21 protein-coding genes and 1 tRNA gene are annotated in these 17,130 nt (G+C 62.4%); 14 read left to right on the top strand and 8 right to left on the bottom strand.

Annotation, left to right across the window (positions count from 1 at the left end; translation table 11 throughout):
- Positions 1 to 42: 42 nt before the first annotated feature.
- Positions 43 to 1,026 carry a thiosulfate ABC transporter substrate-binding protein CysP gene (gene cysP, locus ACI3KW_RS06145; protein WP_404847355.1) on the bottom strand — a complete coding sequence of 328 codons (984 nt, stop codon included), beginning with the start codon at positions 1,024 to 1,026 and terminating at the stop codon, positions 43 to 45.
- 234 nt (positions 1,027 to 1,260) lie between these two features.
- Between cysP and ACI3KW_RS06140 the strand changes: the two genes are divergently transcribed.
- Together ACI3KW_RS06140 and ACI3KW_RS06135 are read left to right on the top strand one after the other, a co-directional pair.
- Entirely contained in the window at positions 1,261 to 1,596 is a 336-nt protein-coding gene (locus ACI3KW_RS06140) for an ArsR/SmtB family transcription factor (protein ID WP_404847542.1), read from the top strand.
- The gene (locus tag ACI3KW_RS06135) at positions 1,593 to 2,066 is read left to right on the top strand and encodes an SRPBCC family protein (RefSeq protein WP_404847354.1); all 474 of its coding nucleotides are present in this window, start codon (positions 1,593 to 1,595) and stop codon (positions 2,064 to 2,066) included. The genes ACI3KW_RS06140 and ACI3KW_RS06135 overlap by 4 nt, the downstream gene beginning before the upstream one ends.
- 303 nt (positions 2,067 to 2,369) lie before the next feature.
- Here ACI3KW_RS06135 and rimO read toward each other — a convergent pair whose 3' ends face one another.
- Complete coding sequence (rimO, locus tag ACI3KW_RS06130) at positions 2,370 to 3,743, bottom strand: 30S ribosomal protein S12 methylthiotransferase RimO (RefSeq protein ID WP_404847353.1); 1,374 nt, start codon at positions 3,741 to 3,743, stop codon at positions 2,370 to 2,372.
- A 222-nt stretch (positions 3,744 to 3,965) separates the two neighbouring features.
- Between rimO and ACI3KW_RS06125 the strand changes: the two genes are divergently transcribed.
- Positions 3,966 to 4,343, top strand: a complete 378-nt coding sequence (locus ACI3KW_RS06125) for a DoxX family protein (protein WP_404847352.1) — start codon at positions 3,966 to 3,968, stop codon at positions 4,341 to 4,343.
- 71 nt (positions 4,344 to 4,414) lie between these two features.
- On the opposite strand, the gene ACI3KW_RS06120 is transcribed toward ACI3KW_RS06125, so the two are convergent.
- Together ACI3KW_RS06120 and lipB are read right to left on the bottom strand one after the other, a co-directional pair.
- Positions 4,415 to 4,954: a DUF4282 domain-containing protein gene (locus ACI3KW_RS06120; protein WP_113122096.1), complete on the bottom strand. Its 540-nt coding sequence runs from the start codon at positions 4,952 to 4,954 to the stop codon at positions 4,415 to 4,417.
- 50 nt (positions 4,955 to 5,004) lie between these two features.
- Complete coding sequence (lipB, locus tag ACI3KW_RS06115; protein ID WP_404847351.1) at positions 5,005 to 5,745, bottom strand: lipoyl(octanoyl) transferase LipB; 741 nt, start codon at positions 5,743 to 5,745, stop codon at positions 5,005 to 5,007.
- Positions 5,746 to 5,822: 77 nt separating this feature from the next.
- On the opposite strand from lipB, the gene ACI3KW_RS06110 reads away from it, so the two are divergent.
- The 5 genes from ACI3KW_RS06110 to ACI3KW_RS06090 all read left to right on the top strand — a co-directional run bounded on the left by ACI3KW_RS06110 (position 5,823) and on the right by ACI3KW_RS06090 (position 9,061).
- Positions 5,823 to 6,056 (top strand): FliM/FliN family flagellar motor switch protein, encoded by a 234-nt coding sequence (locus ACI3KW_RS06110; protein WP_404847350.1) that lies wholly within the window; start codon positions 5,823 to 5,825, stop codon positions 6,054 to 6,056.
- A 184-nt stretch (positions 6,057 to 6,240) separates the two neighbouring features.
- Entirely contained in the window at positions 6,241 to 7,434 is a 1,194-nt protein-coding gene (locus tag ACI3KW_RS06105) for a multidrug effflux MFS transporter (RefSeq protein ID WP_404847349.1), read from the top strand.
- A 124-nt stretch (positions 7,435 to 7,558) separates the two neighbouring features.
- Positions 7,559 to 7,645: transfer RNA gene (locus ACI3KW_RS06100), tRNA-Leu, on the top strand.
- Positions 7,646 to 7,782: 137 nt separating this feature from the next.
- Entirely contained in the window at positions 7,783 to 8,421 is a 639-nt protein-coding gene (locus ACI3KW_RS06095) for an FMN-binding negative transcriptional regulator (protein ID WP_404847348.1), read from the top strand.
- On the top strand, positions 8,414 to 9,061 hold the full coding sequence (locus ACI3KW_RS06090; RefSeq protein ID WP_404847347.1) for a LysE family translocator: 648 nt from the start codon (positions 8,414 to 8,416) through the stop codon (positions 9,059 to 9,061). The genes ACI3KW_RS06095 and ACI3KW_RS06090 overlap by 8 nt, the downstream gene beginning before the upstream one ends.
- A gap of 50 nt (positions 9,062 to 9,111) precedes the next feature.
- On the opposite strand, the gene ACI3KW_RS06085 is transcribed toward ACI3KW_RS06090, so the two are convergent.
- Both ACI3KW_RS06085 and ACI3KW_RS06080 read right to left on the bottom strand, forming a co-directional pair.
- The gene (locus ACI3KW_RS06085; RefSeq protein WP_162740262.1) at positions 9,112 to 9,276 is read right to left on the bottom strand and encodes a hypothetical protein; all 165 of its coding nucleotides are present in this window, start codon (positions 9,274 to 9,276) and stop codon (positions 9,112 to 9,114) included.
- Between the two features lie 101 nt (positions 9,277 to 9,377).
- Positions 9,378 to 9,749: an MmcQ/YjbR family DNA-binding protein gene (locus ACI3KW_RS06080; RefSeq protein WP_404847346.1), complete on the bottom strand. Its 372-nt coding sequence runs from the start codon at positions 9,747 to 9,749 to the stop codon at positions 9,378 to 9,380.
- Between the two features lie 132 nt (positions 9,750 to 9,881).
- Between ACI3KW_RS06080 and mgtE the strand changes: the two genes are divergently transcribed.
- The 4 genes from mgtE (at position 9,882) to ACI3KW_RS06060 (ending at position 13,329) form a co-directional block, all read left to right on the top strand.
- Positions 9,882 to 11,297, top strand: coding sequence for a magnesium transporter (mgtE, locus tag ACI3KW_RS06075; RefSeq protein ID WP_262167535.1), 1,416 nt, complete (start codon positions 9,882 to 9,884; stop codon positions 11,295 to 11,297).
- Complete coding sequence (locus ACI3KW_RS06070) at positions 11,298 to 11,873, top strand: chloramphenicol phosphotransferase CPT family protein (RefSeq protein WP_404847345.1); 576 nt, start codon at positions 11,298 to 11,300, stop codon at positions 11,871 to 11,873.
- A 356-nt stretch (positions 11,874 to 12,229) separates the two neighbouring features.
- A complete protein-coding gene (locus ACI3KW_RS06065) occupies positions 12,230 to 12,907 on the top strand; it encodes a glutathione S-transferase family protein (RefSeq protein ID WP_404847344.1) in 678 nt (225 codons plus the stop codon).
- Positions 12,904 to 13,329: a DUF1489 family protein gene (locus tag ACI3KW_RS06060; protein ID WP_262167541.1), complete on the top strand. Its 426-nt coding sequence runs from the start codon at positions 12,904 to 12,906 to the stop codon at positions 13,327 to 13,329. The genes ACI3KW_RS06065 and ACI3KW_RS06060 overlap by 4 nt, the downstream gene beginning before the upstream one ends.
- On the opposite strand, the gene ACI3KW_RS06055 is transcribed toward ACI3KW_RS06060, so the two are convergent.
- Entirely contained in the window at positions 13,330 to 13,947 is a 618-nt protein-coding gene (locus tag ACI3KW_RS06055) for a glutathione S-transferase family protein (RefSeq protein ID WP_404847343.1), read from the bottom strand. It lies immediately after the preceding gene.
- Positions 13,948 to 14,205: 258 nt separating this feature from the next.
- Between ACI3KW_RS06055 and ACI3KW_RS06050 the strand changes: the two genes are divergently transcribed.
- Both ACI3KW_RS06050 and ACI3KW_RS06045 read left to right on the top strand, forming a co-directional pair.
- Complete coding sequence (locus ACI3KW_RS06050) at positions 14,206 to 15,033, top strand: division plane positioning ATPase MipZ (RefSeq protein ID WP_404847342.1); 828 nt, start codon at positions 14,206 to 14,208, stop codon at positions 15,031 to 15,033.
- A 93-nt stretch (positions 15,034 to 15,126) separates the two neighbouring features.
- Positions 15,127 to 15,966, top strand: coding sequence for a division plane positioning ATPase MipZ (locus ACI3KW_RS06045; protein ID WP_262167545.1), 840 nt, complete (start codon positions 15,127 to 15,129; stop codon positions 15,964 to 15,966).
- A gap of 12 nt (positions 15,967 to 15,978) precedes the next feature.
- Here the strand turns inward: ACI3KW_RS06045 and ACI3KW_RS06040 are convergent, their stop codons facing one another.
- Positions 15,979 to 16,998 (bottom strand): serine hydrolase domain-containing protein, encoded by a 1,020-nt coding sequence (locus ACI3KW_RS06040; protein WP_404847341.1) that lies wholly within the window; start codon positions 16,996 to 16,998, stop codon positions 15,979 to 15,981.
- Between the last annotated feature and the right edge of the window lie 132 nt (positions 16,999 to 17,130).

Here is a 17,130-nt window from a genome sequence, read left to right as displayed (position 1 = left end):
GCAAGGGGCCACGCCAGGATTTGTGCAGCTGCGAGGCGATGCCTACTGGTTCAAGAACACCTTATCGAGCAGCCCGCCATCGGCGAAATGCTCCTCGGAAACCTTTTCCCAGCCGCCAAAGGCGTCTTCGACAGTGACGAGGCGAATGGCGGGGAAGTCGGCGGCGTGGGCGGCGGCGACTGTTTCGTTATGGACACGGTGGAAATTGGCGGCGGCGACTTCCTGGCCTTCGGGGGTGAAGAGGAAATCCAGATACGCCTTGGCGAGGTCACGGCTGCCGCGGGCATCGACCACCTTGTCGACGATGGCGACGGGGAATTCGGAGAGGAAGCTGACCGATGGGATCACGGCATCATATTTGTCTGCGCCAAGCTGCTTGCGCACGCCGAGCACTTCGGCCTCGAAGGTGACCAGCACGTCGCCCAGCTGGCGCTCGGTGAAGGCGGTGGTTGCGGCGCGGCCGCCGGTTTCGAAGACCGGAACATTGCTAAACAGCTTGGTGAGGAACGCCTCGATCTGAGCTTCGTCACCCTTGTATTCCTCATTCGCCCAGGCGCGGGCGGCGAGATAAGTGTAGCGGCCATTGCCGGAGGTTTTGGGATTGGGGAAGATGACCTGCACGCCATCGGCGGCCAGATCGCCCCAGTCCTTGATGCCCTTGGGATTACCGGCACGCACGAGGAAGGCGGGGAAGGAATAGAACGGCGCCGCATTATTGGGGAACTGCGTCGCCCAATCGGCCGCCACGAAACCGCCATCCACGAGCTTCTGGATATCGGTCACCTGATTGAAGGTGACGACGTCAGCCGCAAGACCTTCGAGCACGGCGCGAGCCTGAGCGGAGGAGCCGGCATGGGACTGGTTGACGGTGACCGTGGCGCCCGTGGCCGCATAGGCGGCGTTTTCGGCCTCGAACAGCTCGCGCGCAATGTCATAGGACGCGTTGAGAATGTCGGTGGGCTGGGCGAAAGTCGGGGTCGCGCCGAGGGCCAGGACGGCCACGGCGGTGGCGAGAAACTTGTTCATGTGACGCTGAAGCTCCAAAGGCGCGTATGCATTGGCAGTTTGATGCAATGGCAGCGATTGCGGCGTCAAAGGCTAAAGTCTTGGTTTGGATCAGTAATTTATAGCCTCGTCCTGTAGGGCAAAGACGTTGCGCAGCGGTGGTCAGTGGCGCGATAAAGTTCCGGTGATGCGGGCGGCGCCAGCGGTATATACTTAGCTCTTGCGCTAAGTGTTCGCGCCATGATACTTAGCCATATGGAAAACTATCAGCAACTCGATGGGATCTTTCAGGCATTGGCCGATCCGACGCGGCGGGCGGTGCTTAGCCGGTTGGGGCAGGGGCCGGCGAGCATCAGCGATCTGGCGCGGCCCTTCGACATGGCGCTGCCCTCCTTCATGAAGCACATCCGGTTTCTGGAGGGGAGCGGGCTGATCCAGACCCACAAGGCGGGGCGGGTGCGCACCTGCGCCATCGACAAGCGGCAGTTTGCGGCGGTGGAGGCCTGGTTGGCCGATCAGCGGGCGCTATGGGAAGGCCGCGCCGACCGGCTGGAGCAATTTGTTATCGCGGAACAGGACAAGGCAAAATGAGCAAAAAGAACCCCGAACTCGATCTGACGATCACGCGGGTGATCAAGGCGCCGCGCGCCGCCGTGTGGCGCGCCTGGACCGATCCGGCGCGTTTTGAAAAATGGTGGGTGCCAGAGCCGGCCTTATGCAAAGTGGTGGCAATGGACCTGCGGCCCGGCGGGGCGTTCACCACGCAGATCAGCGAGGATGGCGCCGCGTTTGGCGCTCACATCAATGGGTGTTTTCTGGCGGTGGACGAGGGCAAGCGGATCGTGTTCACCAATGCGCTGGTGGATGGCTGGCGCCCGGCGGCGCAGCCCTTCATGACCGCGATCATCACCCTGGCCGATCATCCCGAGGGCACGGAATATATGTCCTACGTGATGCACAAGGACCGGGCCGACCGGGACATGCATGCCGAGATGGGGTTTTATGACGGCTGGGGGACGGTGATGGGGCAATTGGCGAAATTGGTGGAAGCTTCCCAGTAGACCTCATCCTGAGCTTGTCGAAGGACGAGGTCGTGGCATCTAAGCCTCCACTCGCGCGACCTCGTGGTTCGACGGGCTCACCATGAGGTCTCATTCCACTCCGATGCTTCCCCCAACGTGGTGTCATTCCCGCGAAAGCGGGAACCTCTGTTTACTTCACCATCCCGGAACGGAGGTTCCCGCTTTCGCGGGAATGACACTGTGGGGTGGGCGTCACAGTGGCGGCGGATAGAAATAGAAAAAAGCCGCTCCTGACTGGAGCGGCCTTCTGCATTTGAGTCCGAAAACCAGCGTAACCCGCTGCTAGTTCAGCACTTTCGCTGGCTCAGCGAACAAATCATATTCGTCGCTACCAGTAACCGTCACCGAAACCAGATCGCCCACCTTGATGCCATCGGCCTTGGCCACGATGACCTGGCCGTCAATGTCGGGGGCGTCCCACTTGGAGCGGGCGATAACGCGGTTATTGTCGGGATCGACGTCGTCGACCAGCACGTCGATGGTGCGGCTGACCTTTTTGGCGAGCTGACCGGCGGAGACATTCTGCGCTACTTCCATCAGCCGTTCCCAGCGATCCTGCGCCACGTCGTCCGGCACGATGCCGTCGAGTTCATTGGCCGGGGCGCCTGTCACGGGCTCGTATTTGAAGCAGCCGGCGCGATCAATCTCGGCTTCCTCGATGAAGTCGAGCATCATCTCGAAATCGTCCTCGGTCTCGCCGGGGAAGCCGACGATGAAGTTGGAACGCACAGTCAGATCAGGGACTTGGCGCTTCCAGTCGAGAATGCGATTCAGCGTCTTTTCCTGATGCGCCGGGCGCCGCATGGCCTTGAGGACCTTGGGGGAGGCGTGCTGGAAGGGGATGTCCAGATAGGGCAGAACCAGGCCTTCGGCCATCAGCTCCATCACCGCGTCGACATGCGGATAGGGATAGACATAGTGCAGGCGCACCCAGGCGCCGAGCTGGCCGAGTTCCTTGGCCAGGTCGTAGAACTTGGCCTTGACGGGGCGGCCGCGATAATTGCTCTCGGCGTATTTGATATCGACGCCATAGGCGCTGGTATCCTGCGAGATGACCAAGAGTTCTTTGACGCCGCCGCGGATCAGGCCTTCGGCCTCGCCGAGAATGCCGGCGGCGGGACGGGAAGCCAGGTCGCCACGGATCTGGGGGATGATGCAGAAGGAGCAGCGATTGTTGCAGCCTTCGGAAATCTTCAGATACGCGTAATGGCGCGGGGTGAGCTTGAGGCCCTGCTCGGGAACAAGGTCGATGAACTTGTTCGGCACCGGCGGCAGATGCTCATGCACCGCGTTGACGACGTTTTCGTATTGATGCGGGCCCGAAATGGCGAGCACCGACGGATGGGTCTTTCGGATCAGCTCTTCTTCGACGCCGAGACACCCGGTGACGATAACGCGGCCGTTTTCGTTGAGCGCTTCCCCGATGGCTTCGAGCGATTCCTGCTTGGCGGAATCAAGGAAGCCGCAGGTATTGACCAGCACGATATCGGCGCCGGCATAGTCGCGTGAAAACGAATAACCCTGCGAGCGCAGGGTGGACATGATGCGCTCGCTGTCGACGAGGGCTTTGGGGCAGCCGAGGCTGACGAGGCCAATTTTTGGCGCTTGGCTCATGTGAGCAGGATTTCCAATGCGTGGATTTGTTGGGCGCGTCATATAGAAAGTTTGACGGTTACGCAATGTGACTGTCCCTCGCCACGCGCGGGGCTGACCTGCCAGGCGTGGCGAACACGGCATCTTGAACACGCGAAAAGGTGAACAGTGCGTCCGGCATTGTTCGGGTTTGCGCTTGCAAGCGGTTGAGTTAGTGGAGAATTTGCCTAAGCGTCACCGGGATTCGTTCCCTGCGCAGCACTCAACGCTCACAAGGATCACTGAATGTTCGATCGTCTCTCCGCCTACGCGCCGCGGGCCCTCGCCGTGCTGCGCATTATTGCCGCCCTGTTGTTTATCGCCCATGGCACGCAGAAGTTGCTGGGTTTCCCCGCGACCGACATGAGCCCACCCGTTTTCTCGATCTTCTGGTTTGCCGCGATCATCGAAATCGTGACCGGCGTGCTGATTGCCATCGGCTTTTTCACCCGTCCGGCCGCCTTCATCGCTTCGGGCACCATGGCTTTTGCCTATTTCATCGTGCATGCGCCGATGAACTTCTTCCCCGTCAACAATGGCGGCGATGCAGCAATCCTGTTCTGCTTCGTGTTCCTCTATCTGGTCTTTGCCGGTCCGGGCGCCTGGAGCGTCAACAAGCAGTAAGCTTGCAAACGTAATGAAAAACCCGCCGGGACATGGGTCCCGGCGGGTTTTTTGTGCTTTGAACTCCGCTTCTAGCTCGCATCCTTGGGCGGCGGGGTGCGCTTGGCGGTGCGGCGGGGCTTGAACACTTCGCCCGAGCTGGTGGCCGGTGCGCGGGGCGCATCGGGCGAGGGCTGCGCAGGCGGCACATAGGGGGCCGGGTCAGTCGCCGGGGTGATATATTCGTCGGCCTCGGCATAGTCGGCGTCTTCGCCTTCCTCGGCGAGGTCACGAATGGCGTCGCGCACTTCATCGAGCAGCGAGGCCGAATAGCGCGAGCGATTGACCGTCTCTCCACTCGCCTCATTGGTCTTGAACCACACCAGCAGCGCCTCGCAGGCAATGCGCAGGCTGACCAGCGCGAGCAGGCCGAACACGGCGATCTCGAGCAGGCCCCACAGGCCATTGCCGAAGCCGAACCCGAAGCTCCAGAACAAATGGCTGACCGCCCAGAGCAGGATGCCGGCCAATCCCAATGCGTAGAGAATCGGCACCAGCTTTGGCGACAGAATCGCGTCGAGCCGGAACAGGGTTTGGCGCGTAAACAGGCGCTTCAGGTCATCCAGGGTCATTTCAGGCTCCTTCCGAGGCTCGATTCGAGCTTAACCGCAACTTGGGCAAGTCAGCTAGCCGAAACAAGGCTTTCCGTTGCCGAACTCATTGTCGGCCCAAAGCGCTGTTCGAAACACCGGCGCAGCACCGAATCGACTTCGGGCATGGAGACGAGCTGACCCAGATCCTCAAAGCTAGTCACGCCCTGGTCGGTAATGCCGCAGGGGACGATGCCGTCATAATGGGTGAGATCAGGGTCCACATTGAGCGAAATGCCGTGGAAGGTCACCCATTTGGAGACGCGCACGCCGATGGCGGCGATCTTGTCTTCCTTGCCGGCGCCCTTGTCCGGCCGGTCGACCCAGACGCCGATGCGGCCCGCGCGGCGCTCGCCGGCAATATTGTGGGCGGCCAGCGTGTCGATGACCCAGCCCTCGAGCCCCTGCACCAGGCACCGGATATCGCGGCCGCGTTCACGCAGGTCCAGCATGATATAGGCCACGCGCTGGCCGGGACCGTGATAGGTATATTGCCCGCCGCGCCCCGCATCATAGACCGGCAGGCGGTCCGTCAGCAGATCGCCCGGCACTGCCGAGGTGCCGGCCGTATAAAGGGCAGGGTGCTCCAGCAGCCACACGGCTTCGCCCGCCTCGCCGGCTGCAATGGCCGTGGCGCGAGCCTGCATGGCCGCAAGCGCTGCCGGATAGGGCACGGGTTCGGACGAAATCAGCCATTCCACCGGCTTGTGGTCGGCGCGGATGAGTTTGCTGGTGCTCTCGCAGCCGCCGGGAGGTGTCGTTAACGCTTCCATAACCATAAATGCCTGACGATCATGAGACAGAGATTCCGCGCGCCTATCGTGCTGCGGACGAGGTTGCTGACTTATCTATGAGCACATTAGACAATATTGAAGTGGACATCACCGTCGAGCTTGGCGCGACGACCATGCCGATCCACCATTTGCTGCGCATGGGCCGCGGCGCGGTGATCGAGCTGGACGCGATGGAAAACGATCCGCTCAATATCTACGCCAATAACACATTGATCGCCCATGGCGAGGTCAGCGTCGAAGAAGGCCACCTGCGGGTGCTGATCTCGCAAAAGGCCGTCAAGCGGGGCTAGGACTTGCCGCAGGGCCAGTCCGGGACTAGCTTGATGGCTCTTTAAGGAAATACGCAGATGCTGCAATCCCATATCGTCGTCGTAGGTGAAAGGTGCATGGTCCGGTAGCGGAAGCCATATCCGTTCGCCATGCGCCCCCGAACAATCGTTCGGGGGCTTTTTTGTTTTTGGAGGATGAAAACCGATGCGCCAGGCAAGCGCCCCGCCGGCTCTGACCACGCTGATCCTGATCACGGCGACCTCCGTGGTAACGCTGAACATGATCGTGCCCTCGCTGACCAATATCGCGCGCGATCTGGATGCGGACTATGCCCTGGTCAGCCTCGCACTAGGCGGCTACCTCGCCGTCACGGCTGCCGTCCAGCTCGGCGTTGGACCGCTTGCCGACCGGATTGGCCGGCGGCCGGTCTTGCTGGTAGCGCTGGCCGTGTTCACGCTCGCTTCGCTTGGCTGTGCCATGGTGCAGAATGTGTGGATGCTGCTGGCGTTCCGCGTGCTGCAGGCCGCGGTGGTGTCTGGCTATGTGCTGTCGCTGGCGATCGTTCGCGACACCAATGAAGGGAGCGATGCTGCGCGATTGCTGGGCCGCATCAGCATGGCCATGGCGCTGGCGCCCATGTTGGGGCCGATGCTGGGCAGCGTGCTGGACGCAGCCTTCGGCTGGCGCATGATCTTCGTGCTTTATGCCGTAGCTGGGGCAGGGCTGCTATACCTGGCCTGGACAGATGTGGGCGAAACCATCCGGCCTTCTGCAAAGCCTGACGAGAGACGATTGAGCACGCTGCTCGGCAAGCCAGTGTTCTGGAGCTATGCGCTATGCACGGCCTTCTCGACCGGTGCCTTCTACATATTCCTGGCCGGAGCCCCGCTGATTGCCACCGCCGTTTTCGGCATTGGCACGGCCGAGCTCGGCATGTTTGTCGGCAGCATCACGGCTGGTTTCATCGCGGGTGCTTGGCTGGCGGGGCGTCTCGCCGGCCGGTATTCGCCCGCGACGATTATGCTGATGGGCCGGATCTTTGCCTGCCTGGGGCTTGCCGCGGGCCTGGTCTTGGTCGCTATGGGCCATCTGTCGCCGCTCCTCTATTTCGGGTCCACGATCTTTGTCGGCCTGGGCAATGGCATGACCATGCCGAACAGTAATGCCGGAGCCATGTCGGTACAGCCGCGGCTGGCGGGAAGCGCGGCGGGCATAATCGGCGCGCTGACCGTGCTGGGCGGGGCATTGATGACGACGGGGACCGGGCTGGCATTGTCCGGCCAGCCATCGCCCATGCTCCTGCTGTGGCTGATGCTGCTGGCTTCGTTCATGGGCCTGCTGGCGGCGGTTGCGGCCATCAGGCTGAGCAAGCCCGTGCCCAGCGGCCAGCCGGCCTAGGGTGGCGGAGCGCCCCCCAATCCACAGCTTTCGCGGAATCTCGATTTAACCGCTTGAGGTTGGGTAAGACCTTTGCTACATCCCCACTCGCTTCGGGCCTTCGGGAACGGAGCCTACCAAGCGTGCGGTCGTGGCGGAATTGGTAGACGCGCAGCGTTGAGGTCGCTGTGCCCGAAAGGGCGTGGAAGTTCGAGTCTTCTCGACCGCACCAAATATTCAAAAAAGCCGTGTAATCTCTGGATTACGCGGCTTTTTGATTCCTGGTCCATTTCGATGTCGCGGAGCGGGCATGTCGGCTCTGCGCGTTTTTCGCGTGAGAACGCCGAACCGGGATGATATTGCTGCCGCATGTACACACCACCCGCCTTTCGTGAAGACGACCCCCAGGCCCTGCGCCAGATCATGCGCGAGACCAGGCTTGCCACGCTGGTGACCGCCACGGCCGAGGGCCTGATGGCAACGCCGCTACCGCTTATTCTGGATGAGAATGAGGGTGAGCATGGCGTGCTTTATGGGCATTTGGCCAAGGCCAACCTGCAGTGGAAAGCGCCGGTTAGCGGGGATGCGCTGGTCATCTTTTCGGGGCCGGATGCCTATGTCACGCCGTCCTGGTACGCCGCCAAGCAGGAACATGGCAAAGTCGTTCCGACCTGGAATTACGTGGCCGTACACGCCCATGGTCCGATCGAGTTTTTCGAGGATGAAGCGCGCCTGTTCGACGCAGTCTCCCGGCTCACCCATCTGCATGAGCAGCCGCGAGAGAAGCCTTGGGCCGTCACCGATGCGCCCGCCGAATATATCCGCGCGCAGTTGAGGGGCATTGTCGGCCTGCGCTTGCCGATCAGCCGTATCGAGGGCAAGCGCAAGATGAGCCAGAATCGCCCGGAGGCCGACCGGAGCGGCGTGGCGGCCGGTCTTGCCGGCAGCGAGCGGAACAGCGACCGCGATGTCGCCACCATGATACCGACGGGACCCAATCATGCCTGATAGCAGCCAATTGATCCTCTATTTCGGCGCCTGCCTGTTGCTGGCGATCACGCCGGGGCCGGGTATTTTCTATGTTGCCGCCCGCACGCTGGCCGGCGGCCGCGCCGAGGGCATTGCCTCCAGCTTCGGCAATGGGCTGGGCGGCATGGTGCATGTTCTGGCTGGGGCGCTGGGCGTATCGGCCATCGTGCTGGCCAGCGCCGAGCTGTTCACCGCCCTGAAATTTGCCGGGGCGGCCTATCTGGTCTGGATCGGCATTCGCACCATCCAGGCGGCGCGGCGCGATGCCCGCGTGGCACTGGGCGGGGAGCTGGTGGCTTCGGCGGTCGGGGCCGGGCGGGCGTTCCGCGAGGGGGTGCTGGTCGAAGCACTCAATCCCAAGACGGCAGCATTTTTCCTCGCCTTCATTCCCCAGTTCATCGATACCGCGGCGGGCAATGTGGCGCTGCAATTCGTGGCCCTGGGCACCGTCTCGGTGGTGCTGAACACCCTGGCCGATATCGTCGTGGCCTTTGCGGCCAGCCGCATTCGCGCCGGGGCGGCGGCTAATCCCTCGCTGGTGCGGCGGCTGCGCGAGGCTTCGGGCGGCGCGATGATCGCGCTGGCGGGTGTGCTGGTGTTGGCCCGGCGCCCGTCCTGACGGAAAGCACCGGAAAGGAAAAAGGCCGCCTGTTGAGGCGGCCTTTTGCATTATGGGGAAGGCGTCGCGGGCGCCGGTTCAGCAGGCGGCGGCGTGGTCGCCGGCGTGCTGGTGTCGGCCGGGGGCGTACCACCACCGGCAGGGGCGTCGCCGCCACAGGCCGCCAGGGCGAGCGCCATCATCAGGGCTGCCGGGGCGATGAGGAATTTGGACATGGGATCACCTTTGTTGTTTGATCTTGGTCGTTCACACATCAGTGAGCTAAGCGGCATAATCGGGCAAAAGTTGGGACCCAAGGTGTTTTTGCCGTGGCGACTTACGCTCCGCCTGGCGCCGGACGCTGAGCAATCAGCGATTTGGGCGCCTTGAAGCGCCAGGCATCTTCCAGCCGCAACGAAAGTTCTTCATCGGCTATGGCGGGCAGGCGGATCAGTACGGCCGCATAGCCGATATAATGGGGCGTCTCGAAATAGATTTGCGGCGAGATTTCCATCAACAGGGTCTTCTGCTCGGCCGGACACAGCAGCACGAGGGTATCGGCGTCCTTGAGGCGGACGATGAGCTTGCCGCGCACCTTGAGTGCCGGCGTGCCATAGCTGGTGGAGCGGGTGATGCCCGGCAACTGGCGGGCCTGGGCCAAGGCATGCACGCGCTCGAAGACGGTATCGAGGTCACTGGCGTCGCTCATCGGACTTTCCTCCCAATGCTCTGATTTTTCGGTACTTGTTGACCGAAAAACGCCGCCCCCAGTCTGGCGCATTGTGAGCCGATTGGCTACAGGTGGGCCTGCCCCCGACACCAGCGACACAAAGGGCCTCCAGTGAGCACAGATAGTGAAACCGTGCCCGGCCCAGAGGTCGGGATTGATCCCGATGCGCTGCGCGATGCGGAGGACCGCATCAGTCCGCTGTGGCTGGAACGTCTGCGCGCCTATTTGGATGCGGGGCGGGGGGATGATGTCGCCGCGGTGATGGAGCCGCTGCATGCCGCCGATGTCGGCGACGTGCTCGAATCGCTCGATGCCGAGGAGCGGCTGGCGCTGGTGCGCATGCTGGGCGACCGGTTCGACTATTCGGCACTGACCGAGGTGGACGAGAGTGTCCGCGTCGAGCTGATGGACGAGCTTTCCAACGCCGATATTGCGCGCGGCGTGACGGGATTGGACAATGACGACGCCGTCGCCATTCTCGAAGATCTCGAGCAGGTCGACCGCGACGAGGTTCTCTCGCAACTGCCAACCTTCGAGCGGCTGAGCCTCAAGCGCAGCCTCGATTTCCCCGAGGAATCCGCCGGCCGGCGGATGCAGACCGATTTCATCGCCATTCCGCCATTCTGGACGGTGGGGCAGACCATCGACTATCTGCGCACCGAGCCCGATCTGCCCGACGAATTCTACCAGATCTACGTGGTCGACGCGTCCTATCAGGTGCTGGGCACCATTCCGCTCGACAAGTTCCTGCGTGCGGCACGGGTGGTCTCCATCGAGACTCTGATGAACACCAATTTCGTCCTGGTTGACGCCAATGAGGACCAGGAAGAAGCGGCGCGCGATTTCGAGCGCTACGATCTGGTCGAAGTGGGCGTGGTGGACGAGAGCAAGCGGCTGGTCGGCGTGTTGACCATCGACGATATCGTCGACGTCATCCACGAAGAGGCCGACGAAGACATCAAGCTGCTGGCCGGCGTGGGCGACGAGGATATTTCCGACACGACGATCGATACGGTGCGCAGCCGCGTGCCTTGGCTGGTGGTCAACCTGTTTACCGCAGTGGCCGTCTCCTACGTCATCGGCCTGTTCGATGGCACGATCGAGCAGATGGTGGCCCTGGCCGTGCTGATGCCCATCGTCGCCTCGATGGGCGGTAATGCCGGCACCCAGACCATGACGGTGACCGTGCGGGCGCTGGCCATGCGCGAGCTGGATGGGCGGCGCCTGCGCCGGCTGATCACCCGCGAAATGGTCGTGGGCCTGGCCAATGGTGTGATCTTTGCCGTGCTGATCGGCCTGGTCACCTGGCTGCGCTTCGGCAATATCGAACTGGGCGGCGTGATTGGGCTGGCCATGGTGATCAATCTGATCGTGGCCGGCACGGCCGGCATTTTGATCCCGCTGGCGCTGGACAAGCTCAAGGCGGACCCGGCGATTGCCTCGGCGGTGTTTGTGACTACGATTACCGACACAGTGGGGTTCTTCGCATTCCTCGGTATTGCGGGGCTGTGGTTCGGGCTGTTCTAAATGGTTGAGCCCGGCAAGATCATCTTTGTGCATGGCGCCTCGAGCAGCGGTAAATCCACCATTGCGCGGGGCATCCAGGCGCAGATCGGGCTGCCGTTCTGGCACATTTCCATCGATCACCTGCGGGATGCGGGCGTGCTGCCCATGGCCCGCTTCAAGAGCCGCGAATTCGACTGGAAAGCGGCACGAGCGCCGTTTTTTGACGGGTTTCACCGCTCGCTTGTGGCCTATGCGGCGGCGGGCAATAATCTGGTGCTCGAGCATATTCTGGATACACCGGGCTGGCTGGACGAGCTGGTTACGCTATTCGCTCCCTTCGAGGTATTTTTCATGGGCGTGCATTGCCCATTGCCGCTGCTGATCGAGCGGGAAAAGGCCCGAGGCGACCGGCCGCTGGGCAGTGCCGAGCAGGATTTCCATACTATCCACCGAGGCATGGAATATGACTTTGAGGTGCACACCGACTCGGACGCCCAGGGCAATGTCGAGCGGGTGATTGCGGCTTGGGAAAGTCGTACCGGCCCATCATTTTTTGCCCGACGGGCGATGGCGTCAGGCGCCGCTCAATATCGCTAAAATGCCGGGATTTCGGGTTGGAACGCCTTAACCGCGCCCGGAATCAAGCCTGTGGACTGTGGCAACTTCGCCGCTTGCAAAGCATTTATGACGCAGTTAACGATTCATGACCGGGTGTGACCCCTGCGCGTCAGTGGCGTCGCGAACCGGAAGTGAACGGCTGACAAGGAGCGATCTATGCGAAGTCAACCGAAGGCCAATATGTGGCGAGCAGCGACCTGGACCATGGTCTGCCTGCTCTCGATGGGACTGGTTTTCTCCGTAATTGCTGGCGTCTAGGCGCTAGAGTTCTTCACTCACACGATTTAGGAGGGCGCCCAAGCCACTGGGGCGCCCTTCTTGCTTAGGAAACAATGATGAAGCTGCTGATCGGCAATCGCAATTATTCCACCTGGTCGCTGCGGCCCTGGCTGGTCCTCGCTCATTTCGACATTCCATTCGAGGATGAAGTGCTGCAACTCTCCGGCGAAGGCTGGCGCGAAACGCTGGCGGCGCGTTCGCCCACCGGCAAGGTGCCGGTGCTGGTCGATGGCGATCTGGTCATCCCCGAGACGATTGCGATCATCGAATATCTGGTCGATCTTTATCCCGACAGAGCCATCTGGCCGGCCGATCTGCGGCAGCGGGCAATAGCCCGCGCAGCGAGTGCGGAAATGCATTCGGCGTTCCAGTCGCTGCGCAACCATGCGCCGATGAATTTGCGCGCCGCCCACCCCGGCAAGGTCAATATCGACACTGTCAGCAAGGACCTGCACCGGCTAGAAACCCTGCTAGGCGGCCCGCTGACCCAGTCGGGCGGCCCGTTCCTGTTCGGCGAATTCACCGCGGCCGACGCGATGTTCGCCCCGGTGGCCACCCGCATTCGCACTTATTCCCTGCCGGTTTCCGATCTTCTGAACGCCTATGTCGAAGCCATTTACAGCCTGCCGGCCTTCCAGCAATGGCTGGCATTGGCCCTGCGCGAGCCGTGGATCGTCGATGACGACGAAATCGACGTGATCCAGGGACGCGTCAAGCCGGGGACGCTCGCATGATCCACATGGTCAAACTCAGCGTCGGGGTGGCCAGCCTGGCGGAACTCGAAAGCTATCGCGACGAGCGCGCCCATTGGTGGGGCGCCGATTACGGTGAGGACGTGCATGTCCACCGCACCCGCATGCGCCCCAAGCGTGCCGAGGAGATGGAGGGCGTGTCCTCGATCTATTGGGTCATCGCCGGCGCCATCGTCTGCCGCCAGCCCATCCTGCGCCTGGCGCCCTATACCGATGCCGAGGGCAAGGATTATTGCGACATCATCATGAGCCGCGACATGGTGCGCACCGTGCCGTATCCCAAGCGCCCTTTCCAGGGCTGGCGCTACCTCCGCCCCGAGGACGCCCCGCCCGACCTGGGCGCCAATGAAAATGCCGAAGCGCTGGCCTTGGCAGCGGATCTGGCGAAGCTGGGATTGATCTGATCAGGCCATGACCGGATAGCTGGCGGCGAAGGCGGGAAGCGCGTTAGCCTTGGCCGAAAGAGCAGCCAGAACTGGCCGCGGCTGCTGCACCAGCGCCGGATGCGCCGTGGCAATGAAGTCGTGGGCGCAGACCATGGCGATGATCGCCCCTCTGGGATAGTCGTTCGCCAGCCACTCGGCACTGGTGGCCAGCGTTTCCAGATGATCGAGTCCGGCAGTGATCTGCTGGCTCAGCCGCGCACGCCAATCCGGCCACTGAAACTCCGGCGGCCGGCGAATAGCCTCATAGACCAAGGCGACGCCCTTTTCGGCCACGCCATTGGCATAGCCGGCTATCTGGAGATGCGCGATTCTGCTAAGGCCATCGGCCGGGAACAGGCGCTTTCCCTCCGCGGCCGTCTGGTCGAGATAGTCGATAATGGCGGAGGTCTCGATCAGGTCCATGCCGTCATCGAGGCGCAGCACCGGGACGCGGCCAAGCGGATTGGCGTCGGTGATGCCGCCAAAATCGGACTGCAGCACATTGACGATCTGGCGCTCAAAGTAGCGGCCTTGCAGCGTAAGCGAGATCGCCACGCGCCGCACGAATGGCGAGAGCCTGCCGCCGAATAGAATCATGGTGCTAGGTCCTGATGAGTAGTCGCTAGAATGATAAGCGCCTGCGCAATCTTGCAAGTAGACCTCATCCTGAGCTTGTCGAAGGACGAGGGCGTGGCACGCAAGCCTCCACTCGCTCGACCTCGTGGTTCGACAGGCTCACCATGAGGTCTTTAGAGGCACCTTCTCCCACACAGAAACCACCGCGTTAACCGACCCTTAACCATGCGGGTTCGATGTGTTGATCAAGAGTTAATCGTTCCTGATTTGGAGACGGCGATGGGGCAGGGGGCACATGTCATTGTGGTGGGCAATGAGAAGGGCGGGTCGGGCAAGTCGACCACGGCGTTTCACCTCGCCATTTACCTGATGCACCATGGCTATCGCGTTGCCACCATCGACGTGGACAGCCGACAGCAGACCTTCACCCATTATGTGCGCAACCGCCGCGCCTGGACGCGGGAGCGGGGCCTCGATGTGCCCAATCCCAAGCATTTCCATCTGCCGACGGCCTGGGGCGATTCCATCAAGGACAATCAGCAGGCCGAGCTGGCGGTGTTCCGCAAGGCGATCGCCGAGGTGGATGGGGCCGTCGATTACCTGGTGATCGACACGCCCGGCTTTGACACCAATCTGACGCGACTGGCCCATACCATGGCCGATACGCTGGTGACCCCGCTCAATGACAGCCTGATCGATCTCAACGTGCTGGCGCGGGTCGATCCCGAGACGGGCGAGCCGGTCGAAACCAGCCATTATGCACGGCTGGTGCAGCGGGCGCGCTCGGAGCGGCTGGCCGCGGATGGCAAGAACATCGATTGGGTCCTGGTGCGAAATCGCATTTCCATGCTGGGCTCGCGCAATGCCAATCAGGTGCATGCGACACTGGAGCGGATCGGCACGCGCTTCGGCGCCAGGGTGGCCGATGGCATTGCCGAGCGCGTGATCTTCCGCTCGCTGTTTGCCAGCGGCATGACGGTGTTCGATCCGCTGGAGGAGGTTGCGCTGGGCGGCGCGCCCTCAATGTCCCATGTCAGCGCGCGACAGGAATACCGCAATCTGGTGGGAGCGCTTCAGCTCCCAGTGAGACAGCGGATGGCGGCATAGGCTCCGCCTGATCAGCAATATTTGTAATAGGCCCACCCTTGCCCGGTGGCGCGAAACACTGACACTTGCCGGACGTAGTAGGAGTGATTTGCCGTGCGACAGGGCCCGCATGTCATCGTCGTCGGCAATGAAAAGGGCGGGTCGGGCAAATCGACTACGGCCTTTCATCTGGTCATCTACCTGCTTTACCAGGGCTATCGGGTCGCTTCGATCGATGTGGATAGTCGCCAGCAGACCTTCACCCACTATGTGCGCAATCGGCGCGACTGGGCGAGGGCACACGGCTTGAGCCTGCCGCATCCGACCCATTTCCACCTGCCATTGGCGCAGGGGGATTCGGTAAAGGAAAATCACGGCCGCGAGTTCGAGATGTTCCGCCAGGCGATAGGCGAGGTGGAGGACGATACCGATTTCCTGGTGATCGACACACCGGGCTTCGACACCAATCTGACGCGGCTGGCGCATTCGCTGGCCGATACGCTGGTCACCCCAGTCAATGACAGCCTGATTGATCTCAACGTGCTGGCGCAGATGGACCCGGTGACGGGCGCCCCACGCGAAATGAGTCATTATGCCCGGCTGGTGCAGCGAGCCCGCTCGGAGCGGCTGGCCATCGATGGCAAGACCATGGATTGGGTGCTGGTGCGCAATCGCATCTCGATGCTGTCTTCGCGCAGCATGCGCCAGGTGCAGACCATGCTGGAGCGGATCGCCGCCCGCTTCGGCTGTCGCGTCGCCGAGGGCATTGCCGAACGCGTGGTGTTCCGCTCGCTGTTTCCCATGGGCCTGACAGTGTTCGACCCGCTGGACGAGGCGCTATTGGGCGGCGCGCCATCGCTGTCGCATGTGGGCGCGCGCGAGGAATATCGCGCGCTGGTGTCGGCACTGCATCTGCCGGTCAAAGCCCGAGCCAAGGTGTCCGCCGAGGGGTAACGAGAGTGGGGCTTAGGCCACCAAATTCGCCAGCACAATCTCCCGCCACACCCGGTTGGGCGTCACCCAGGCATCCCATTCATTGTAATGGCCCGAATAGATGACGACGGCCACGCCAGCGTCCGGCATGAGCCACAGCCGCTGGCCGCCGTTGCCGAAGCCGGCCGCCCAGTTGCGCTCTCCGGAAAGAGCCGGCGTGGGCGCTTCACCGAGAAACCACAGCCGGCCATAATGCAGCCCGTCGCCGGTCTCGATGGCCGGCTTCAGCGATGCCTCGATCCAGCCCTGCGAGACGATGCGGCGTCCCTCGTGCTCGCCGCCCTTGAGCACCATATTGCCGATCCGCAGCAGGTCGCGCGGGCACAGTCTTAGGCCGGAGGCGGCGGAGGCGACGCCATCGGGGCCTCTATTCCATTCGAATTGCTCGATGCCGAGCGGGCCGAACAGCGTTTCGCGGGCAAAATCGGGCAGCGACTGCCCAGTACCGCGGGCGATAAGTGCGCCGATCAGCGCCACGCTGCCGCCGGAATAGATCCAGCGCGTGCCCGGCTCGGCGACCACAGGCTGTTCGAGGATAAAGCGATAGCGATCCGGCACATTTTCCATGGCAATTTCGCTATTGAGCGGGTCGGTATAGGGGCGGTTCTCGTCCCATAGCAGCCCCATGCTCATGGTCAGGGCATGTTCGATCGTAATGCCGGCTTTGGACGTGTCGGCCTGCAGGTCGGGATAATCGGGGAATTGGGCAAGCAGCGAAGCCTCGGGCGGCGGCACCAGGCTCCGGTCGAGCGCTATGCCATAGAGCAGGCTAACCACGCTCTTGGTGACCGAGCGGAGGTCATGCAGCGTCTGCGCATCGAAAGCGACGTTCCCGAGCGGCTTGCCCCAGTTCTCGTCGCGGCCAGTGTAATAGGTTTCGAGCGCCAATTCGCCATTGTGCCCAACAAGCACGGCATGCAGGTGGCGAAGCAGACCGGACTCGATGCCGGCTGCGAGCTTGCGAGGCAAGTCGGGGGAGAAGGATTGCAGCATCGGGCGCTCCACGGTTGGGTGTGGAGCCTAGTGAAACTTCGGGGGAAAATTCAAGGGCGCGTGGTGCGCGTCACGCTATCCTCCCCACCGCGTCACCCTCGGGCTCGACCCGAGGGCCGCTCGTCGCCTGTG

The organism is Devosia sp. ZW T5_3 (assembly GCF_044987315.1).
Lineage (GTDB): Bacteria > Pseudomonadota > Alphaproteobacteria > Rhizobiales > Devosiaceae > Devosia.
The sequence above is the reverse complement of the archived record's forward strand: the minus strand, read 5'-3'. Positions and strand labels throughout refer to the sequence as shown.